This is a genomic window from Bartonella sp. TT29SHDZB (assembly GCF_042193395.1).
Classification (GTDB): Bacteria; Pseudomonadota; Alphaproteobacteria; order Rhizobiales; family Rhizobiaceae; genus Bartonella.
The window spans coordinates 1-7,353 of sequence record NZ_JBHILQ010000031.1; the positions used below are offsets into that span (position 1 = coordinate 1).

The following is a 7,353-nucleotide window of genomic DNA, read 5'->3' on the forward strand; positions in this document are numbered from 1 at the left end:
GTAACAATGCCTTCAAGCTCTCCACCCGTGTCTGACAAGTATTCCTTTACGCGCTGCATCATCACACGGGCGCTCGTGTTCACACTGCTAGGATGCTGTCCTTCAGACCAATCAATCAAATCATCTACGCGCGTATTATCCGCCGCTCTAAGCGACCAATCATAGATCGTTGACATCTCTCATAAATCCTAATTCCGGTAAAATGGTCCGTAAAACGCCCGCATGAATTGCGTCATCAAAGGATTATCATCTTCATCACTCTCTTCTTCTTCCGAAGCCTCTTCTTGTGATGCTAATAATGCCCTTAAAACCTCTAACAAGTTGTCTCTATTTCTAATGCCACCATGCGCTGTAGGACTTGCTCTATGAGGCTGCCCACCATACATCTGTAATACACGGTTGACAAAATCACTTGCACGCATAGCGTTGTTTCCACCATTCAAGCCAACCGCATTGCTCCCAACAATTTGCGCCGCATTGGCATGGGGATTTTGCAAAAGCCGCGCGGCTCCTCCTGCACCTTGTTGATGTGCTAAATACAACTCCGCTTCACTAGGCGCTCTTCCCAAAAGGCGGCTTAAATGATTGCGATTATCAAGCGTCAACCGCCCCATGGCATCTGCCGCTTGCATGGGGTCAAACCTATCCTGCAAACCATATTGTTTGGCGGTGCTGTCTATAAATTGATACAACCCACCAGCAGAAGAGCGGGGATTCCTTGCATTGGGATTGCCTCCACTTTCAACTTGCGCAACACGGTACAAATAGCTCTCTGGCAAACCATATCGCGCTGCCGTTTGCCGTATCGCTTGATTAACAGCAGGACTATAACGGGTCATAGCTTTATCCTCTTCTACCTTGGTGTACTCAGCATATTAAATTGACCAGCCAATGCTTTTCCTCCTCCTCCAAGCAACGCAGCAGAAAGCTTTTTCACCCATTCTTTTGTAGCGTATCCCTTTTCTTGCGCTTTAATCATATCTTGAATGAGCTTTGCAATTTGATCATTCTTAATCTGTGTCCCCCCTGTTAACAATTTGACAACATCCTTTTCAATCCGTTGACGCTCTCTAAACGCCGCCTCTTTGAAAGGAATCCAAGAAGCCTTCACCGCCGCTTTTCCTGCTTGCATAGCTGCATCAAATTTACCCGTTGGCATACTGACATTATGCGTAAAAGATATCTCTTTATTCGCTATACGATTTGGTATTCTGTTATAAAGATCTGCATAATTAGCTTCTCTATCAACAACCTTCTTAACAGCAGAAGCTTTATCTGCTCCATAAATCTTTGCAAATCGTTCATACAGATCATTCGTACCAAAAATCTCCTTTGCCTTGGAAACTTGATCTCCTGCTTGCCCCATACCTTGTAAAAGTTTTGCTCTTGATCCCTTTTTAAAGTATTCTTGTTCTCCCTCTGGTAATTCATCAAAAGTTTTACTGAATTTATCCTTATTAACTGACTTTCTAAGAATTTTGGAACCTTCATCCATAGCATCTACATCTGAACTATATTGATGATATAATGCCCGTCCCTTCTTATATTCAGATGATATATCATCCATAAGCTCTAATAACTTTTTCTGAATGCCTACTAAACTGCGAACTTGGCTATTATCTCCTTGTCTCCTTTCGGTCCTTATCATTAAATCGACAACCTCCTTAGTCTTATGAAGAGCCCCCATGTTTGGTTTCTCCTTAAGGAGACTAAATTTTTGAGAAGAAAACGGACTAACGTTGTTGCCATCCGTAATAAACCGCTTTAGTCCTTCATCATAAGCTTGTTTGAAGTATGGACGCTTCATTAAATCATTAAGAGCACCATAATATTTTTCTCCTATCGGCGTTTTCTTGGCTATTTCGTAAAGAGTATGTGATTCTGCTTCTCTACTCGCGATAAGATCATCTTTTAAACCTGTGACATTTTGACGAGGAACAAAGTGTTCATCAGCGGCTTGATGAATACGCTCCCCTCCTCCCAACGCTCTCTGCCCAGCTCTTTTAGTCAAATCAAGATAAGCTCCTTGGTTTCTTTTCGCGATATCAAAAACAAGATCCTGTAAAAAAGGACTATGATCAGCTACGTAATCGGTAGGAACTGCATTCTTAAAAGAGTTTCCTAGCTCTTCAGAAGCCTCCTTACCTAAATGTTTACTGATTTCTCTTAATGTGTCTGTTGCAACACCTTGCTTATGAGAAGGAGAAAAAAGTCTTCGTATTCCACCGACAGTAGAACCAGCCAAATGACCTAAAGCACTGCCAACCATTGTCCCTGCTGCTCCTAATCCTCCACCAACTGCTGCACTTTGAAGTGTGTGACCTAACCCTACACCTTCACCTGCTCCATGTAATGCACCAGATGCCGCTCCTACTTTAAGCAAATGAGGAAGTGTTGTGTTTTTTGTGATGCCTAAAAACGGACTTGCTTTCTCACCTACATATTTCACTCCTGCGCCTACCCGTTTCCCTACCGTGCCTACCGGCGTTGGAACGGCTTTCAAAAATGCTTGACTTAATTTTGAAGTAGCAGGAGGCGCTATCCGCCCTGCTAGTCCTGCAACCGCTCCTGTTCCTAACGTCGCAAGTGAAGGTAAAGCAGCCCCTACAACATTTCCTAACAAAGACGTCCAATAATGCGTATCACTCATCCTACGTTGATAATCACGTATTCTATTGGCTTCTTTCTCATACTTCTCTTCGTATTTTTTATCACCAGATAACCAATATCTGTACAGCCCCTTTCTAAAAGCATTTAGTGCACTCTCATTCTCATCATCACGTCCCGCCGCTACAATCCCCGCAACTTCATCATCTAAATTAAAACTCAAACCATGCTTTAAAGAATTCCAAAAGGCTTCACTTTGTGTAATCTCTGGAGAGAGTAGAGTATTCTCATAAGAAGGATTGGCATATTCTAAAACAGAACCTAAATTGATAAAATTCGGTCCAAGTTCTGATGAGCGTTCTCGATTAGCCGCATATTCTGAAGCAGAACCTAAATTGATAAAATTTGGACCAAGTTCTGATATTTTTTTACCTTGATTGTTCGTAGCACCTAATGCACGATCAACTACAAGAGAATTCTTATTGTTAATCATTTAGCCCTCTTGTAAACTTGACCATTGTAAATAAACTCAACCCCAATAGGCATTTTATTAGCTTGTTCTGTGCTGCTTACAGTTGTAAAATTTGCAACATTCCCTTGTGAGACCGCCTGATTGGTCGAATTTTGGCTATTTCTTGCCATAACGGCATTTCTCATATTATTTTCTGTAGACTCAATATGACCTAATACAATACCTTGTACTTCAGGGTTCAGTCTTGATAAAACATCTTTTATTGTTGACAAACGCCGTTTAAGCTCTCGTGTAGACATACGTAAATTTAATTTCCCAAGAGACTCTTTTAACATTTCAATGTCTTTATCGCTAACATTTCCAAGTCCTAGCGCCCCTCTTTGCGATAACATTTTCATTTGATCTATACGGTCAAGCCCTATACGAGATTGTATTGATTCCAAAATCTGTCGTACATCCGATTGTTCGGACGTTGAGAACGCGTAGCTAGCAGCTAAAGCTATATTACCTGTCGCCTTATTCTTAAAATTCTCAAGGTATTCCTGCACATAATCAATATCTTCTAGCAAAACCTTTGCATACAAGTTTTTATGTTGACGTAAAGCAGATTCTCGTTCTTTGTCCAGATACGCCTTCCCACCAGGGTGATAAACCACTCTCTTTCCCGTTGGTGATGTTGGGTCATCAATTAACGAACTCCCATCATTGTAATGTTTTATGCTATCTGTAGCACCTGTTAGCATCGCACTAAGCATTTGAGGATTCCTTGCCATGACAGCAGCTTCTTCATCACTGTAGCCTTTGGACTTTAGATACTCGACAGTCTGATTAACCTGCCCTCTTTGTTTATCTCCTTCATTAAGATGCTTCACACCACTTGCAAGCGCATCCCATCCAGAACCATCTGTGGGTGCTGCCGCCATACCTGCAAAAAGATCTTTGAGTTTCTGATACGCATCTGATTGAAAAAACTTATAAGTATTGGACTGTAAAAATTTCTCTGCATCTGTCAGTTCAGGAGTCGGTGTTGGGGAAGCGGGTGCTAATGGTTGCGTTTGTTCATTAACATGAGGTTTTAGTTCTTGTGGAGTACTCTCTAGTGCATTTGGCATGGGTGGATGTTGATCAAATCCAAGAGGCATTTCCGCTTTAGGAGCCGTATAGGGCATAAATGGTCCATATGGATTCAGACTATTCTGTAAATAGGGGTTGGATGGGGCTTGTGCTTTCTCTGGTGTCATCATACTTTCAATGCCTGACATTCCAGTCATAAATAGAGAGGTTTTGGGGTACTTTGTTATGAAATTCCCCACGGGGTTCTTTGTTATTAATTGTCCCAATCTATTCGCCCCTGTAACCGCTTTAGGAGCAAGATACCTAAAAACATGAGGCGCAGCTCTCGCAGCCATCAAACCTGCAAAAGATAATGGAAATAATATTGGAAATGCCATCACACTCTCCTACAAAACTATTCTTTAATTATTCTCCAGAGCTTTCTTTTGATTCATGTAATCTAAAAACAACTTGGATGCTCCTCCTGCCAACGCTGCTCCCATTGGACCACCTGCCATGTAACCAAAAGCCATCGGTGCTGCTTGAAGTGCTAAAGAACCTATAGCCCCTACATTTTTCCACGGATTATTGCCCTCTATCTTAGAGATTGTATGATTATTCGTCGTCGTGCCGTAATTCCTTGCAAAGCCATGACCGGCATTCATAAGCATATTCAACCTATTCCAGCCGCTATTGTCTTGTTCCAGCCAACGTTCACGATTGGCATCAACAACTCTCTGATTGTAATTATCAAGCACACCTCCCCCCTGTATGGCATTGGAATAGGCATTGCCATAACCCTGTAAGAAGTTATTTGAGGCGCCCAATTGATTTTGATTGGCTTGGTCTATCATGGCATTGGCTTGCATCATGCGGTCCGCATCACGATTATATTGCTCTAACATAGCACGAGCGTATATAGAATCTCTTCCTTTCCGCATTTCCTCTCTATGATCAGGAGTTGCATAACGACCAATCCCTGAGAAATATCGGTTAATTTGAGTGTCTGAATCATCTAATGCTTCTTGAAGTGCTTGTTTGAAATACGAATTTTCTCCCATCATACCACCAGAGGCCATATGTCGAAGATTCATGGCTGCCGACGTTGGATTATAGATTGTATTCATCAAAGAGCGATTTTGATAATGATGAGGAATACTTCCAAGACCACCAATTCCATAGCGCGTTTGATCACTTAACGGCGCTACACGAGGACCACCATAAACATTACCACCCATCCCTGTGTCATACATGTTATACGCATCTGCACCCCCACGCTTAAAGACATTCTGCATCCAAGCAGGAGGGGCACTTGTCTGCACCTGCTTCTGTTCTGTCGTTGTTGGTGTCTTGCTCCCCATGTCACAATTCCTTCCTATAATAAAGCATCGTTATGCCATAACCTTGTTTGTTCAGTGCACGTTTCCATCCCAAACGACCCAAAATCTCCATTTCAGAAGCACCATTCTCACGCGCCCAATCCTCTACAAATTTCAAATTATCAACTTGATCAAGAACGCCCTTCCCACTACATTCACAAATCAGTGCGCGCTTCTTTCCTAAAACTGTCTGCTGTATCTGGGTCGTGAATGCCGCTAAAAAGCGCTCGTCGTCATCCAAAACAAGCCATAACTGTTTCTTGCCACTGCAAATCGCTTCAATCAGTTCCTGCAACGTGATTTCATGTTTAAAACGTTCCACATACTCGCGAAACGACGCAATGATGTCTTCCAGATAAGGCGCTATACGCTCCATATCCCAAGACGTGGTCAAAAAAACTTTTGCCATTATCCTCTGCCTAAAGGACGTAAATCCACATTAAACCCTGTGATATGGTTCCAATGAACGCCTTCAGGAATACGCAATTTAAAGCGGTGATAACGATTGCGCGAACGACCATGATAAGCACCTGTAAGATAAGAACACACCCTCTCCTTGTGCCATGTGATCGGCGTCTGATCATTACGAAGCCGACGTTCCCCTATGCTTAAAAGTCCTTGCGTCGTATCCACCTCTGCAAACATTTTCGTGATAAAGTTAAAACTTCCATCTGGTGCTCCCATTTCTTGCGAAACAACCGTTGCCTCCATCGGTGCTCCCGTAAACATAACAAGTCTATTTGCATCATCAAAAGCACCAAGCATTGGAGCGCCACTTTGCCAACGGGGGCTGTCTAAAGAAGCGGGCAATGCCTCAAGATTGATCGAAATCTCATCTAACTGTTCTAAAGTATAACCTGTCGTAAATACTGGAAACAACGTGAAAGGTTTTCCCTGTAGCGTCGACCATTTCTGCAAGCCCCAATCATAGACAAAGGTCGTTTGCTCGTTATTGCCTCTTTTTAAGGACCAGTAAATCCGGTTATCAACGGGGTCTATAACCCCTTGCATCTCATCAAGAGCAAACTTATCAAAGGTTTTAAAAACCGTTCTATCAACCTTCTCAAAGCCTATCGGCAAAAGTTGACCATCAGCACTGATCTGATAAAAGCCACCATCACCAGCAAAAAAAGCATCACTCCCACGACACGCTATAGAGGCTGCACTGCGGGATCCACGCTTGTCTTGAAGCTTTTGAAAAATAAAGGGGACTTTAGAGCCTAGCGTAAAACAACCAGCATAAATAGCAGAACGCAAAAAAACGAGGGGATTGCTCGATTCCGTTGCCCCTTGAACATATTCTCCATCATTAAAATTATGATAATAACAATCTTTATCACCTACCGTCCAATGAGTTGCATCATTCAAACCCGACCAATGGATACGATTAGGATTATCTGTCAATTGCATCAAACAAACAAAATCGCCCCAAACTTTCACCAAACCTGCTTTGGGGGGATTGCCTCCTAAATCTTCAAATCGTTGGGAATTGCGAACCTTGAAAACTTGCGGTTTATCATTTTTATTCACCGCAATGACAGCATCACCGAACAACGCAAACGACCATTTGTTCTCATCATTTGCCTGATACGTCACACCATTTTGACTGATGTCTTGCCAACCACGCGTTTGGCTATCATAAGCATAAAGCTTTTTAGCTCCTCCTACGATTATCTTAACACCATTACCGCTTCTAAAGGCGATTGAACCCAAAGGTTTTTCTTCCAAAGGATTAGAAACAACCATTGCACTAGGCATGGGTATGTAACCGCCATCTGCTGGTAAAACATTCACAAGGCTATCCGTAAAGCTGCCGTTGACAACCGCAACATCTGGTCTGTA

Annotated in this window: 6 protein-coding genes and 1 pseudogene; all 7 read right to left on the reverse strand. The window is 42.5% G+C overall.

The genetic code is table 11. The features are described 5' to 3' along the window. A pseudogene (locus ACFIJJ_RS08610) lies at nt 1-176 on the reverse strand (phage tail protein); the annotation flags it as partial. 12 nt (nt 177-188) lie between these two features. After that, nucleotides 189-839: a transglycosylase SLT domain-containing protein gene (locus ACFIJJ_RS08615; protein WP_375646645.1), complete on the reverse strand. Its 651-nt coding sequence runs from the start codon at nt 837-839 to the stop codon at nt 189-191. Between the two features lie 14 nt (nt 840-853). After that, nucleotides 854-3,100: a hypothetical protein gene (locus ACFIJJ_RS08620; RefSeq protein ID WP_375646646.1), complete on the reverse strand. Its 2,247-nt coding sequence runs from the start codon at nt 3,098-3,100 to the stop codon at nt 854-856. Then, nucleotides 3,097-4,530, reverse strand: a complete 1,434-nt coding sequence (locus tag ACFIJJ_RS08625) for a hypothetical protein (protein ID WP_375646648.1) — start codon at nt 4,528-4,530, stop codon at nt 3,097-3,099. The genes ACFIJJ_RS08620 and ACFIJJ_RS08625 overlap by 4 nt, the downstream gene beginning before the upstream one ends. A 24-nt stretch (nt 4,531-4,554) precedes the next feature. Further along, entirely contained in the window at nt 4,555-5,493 is a 939-nt protein-coding gene (locus ACFIJJ_RS08630) for a hypothetical protein (protein ID WP_375646649.1), read from the reverse strand. Nucleotide 5,494: 1 nt separating this feature from the next. Continuing rightward, nucleotides 5,495-5,920, reverse strand: a complete 426-nt coding sequence (locus ACFIJJ_RS08635) for a hypothetical protein (RefSeq protein ID WP_375646650.1) — start codon at nt 5,918-5,920, stop codon at nt 5,495-5,497. Further along, the coding region (locus ACFIJJ_RS08640) for a hypothetical protein (protein ID WP_375646652.1) at nt 5,920-7,353 on the reverse strand (1,434 nt) is incomplete at its 5' end. The genes ACFIJJ_RS08635 and ACFIJJ_RS08640, both read right to left, overlap by 1 nt.

Excerpts from the sequence above, each read along its gene's own strand:
- ACFIJJ_RS08630 (WP_375646649.1), bottom strand. The coding sequence starts at position 5,493 with ATGGGGAGCAAGACACCAACAACGACAGAACAGAAGCAGGTGCAGACA.
- ACFIJJ_RS08620 (WP_375646646.1), bottom strand. The coding sequence starts at position 3,100 with ATGATTAACAATAAGAATTCTCTTGTAGTTGATCGTGCATTAGGTGCT.
- ACFIJJ_RS08615 (WP_375646645.1), bottom strand. The coding sequence starts at position 839 with ATGACCCGTTATAGTCCTGCTGTTAATCAAGCGATACGGCAAACGGCA.
- ACFIJJ_RS08635 (WP_375646650.1), bottom strand. The coding sequence starts at position 5,920 with ATGGCAAAAGTTTTTTTGACCACGTCTTGGGATATGGAGCGTATAGCG.
- ACFIJJ_RS08625 (WP_375646648.1), bottom strand. The coding sequence starts at position 4,530 with ATGGCATTTCCAATATTATTTCCATTATCTTTTGCAGGTTTGATGGCT.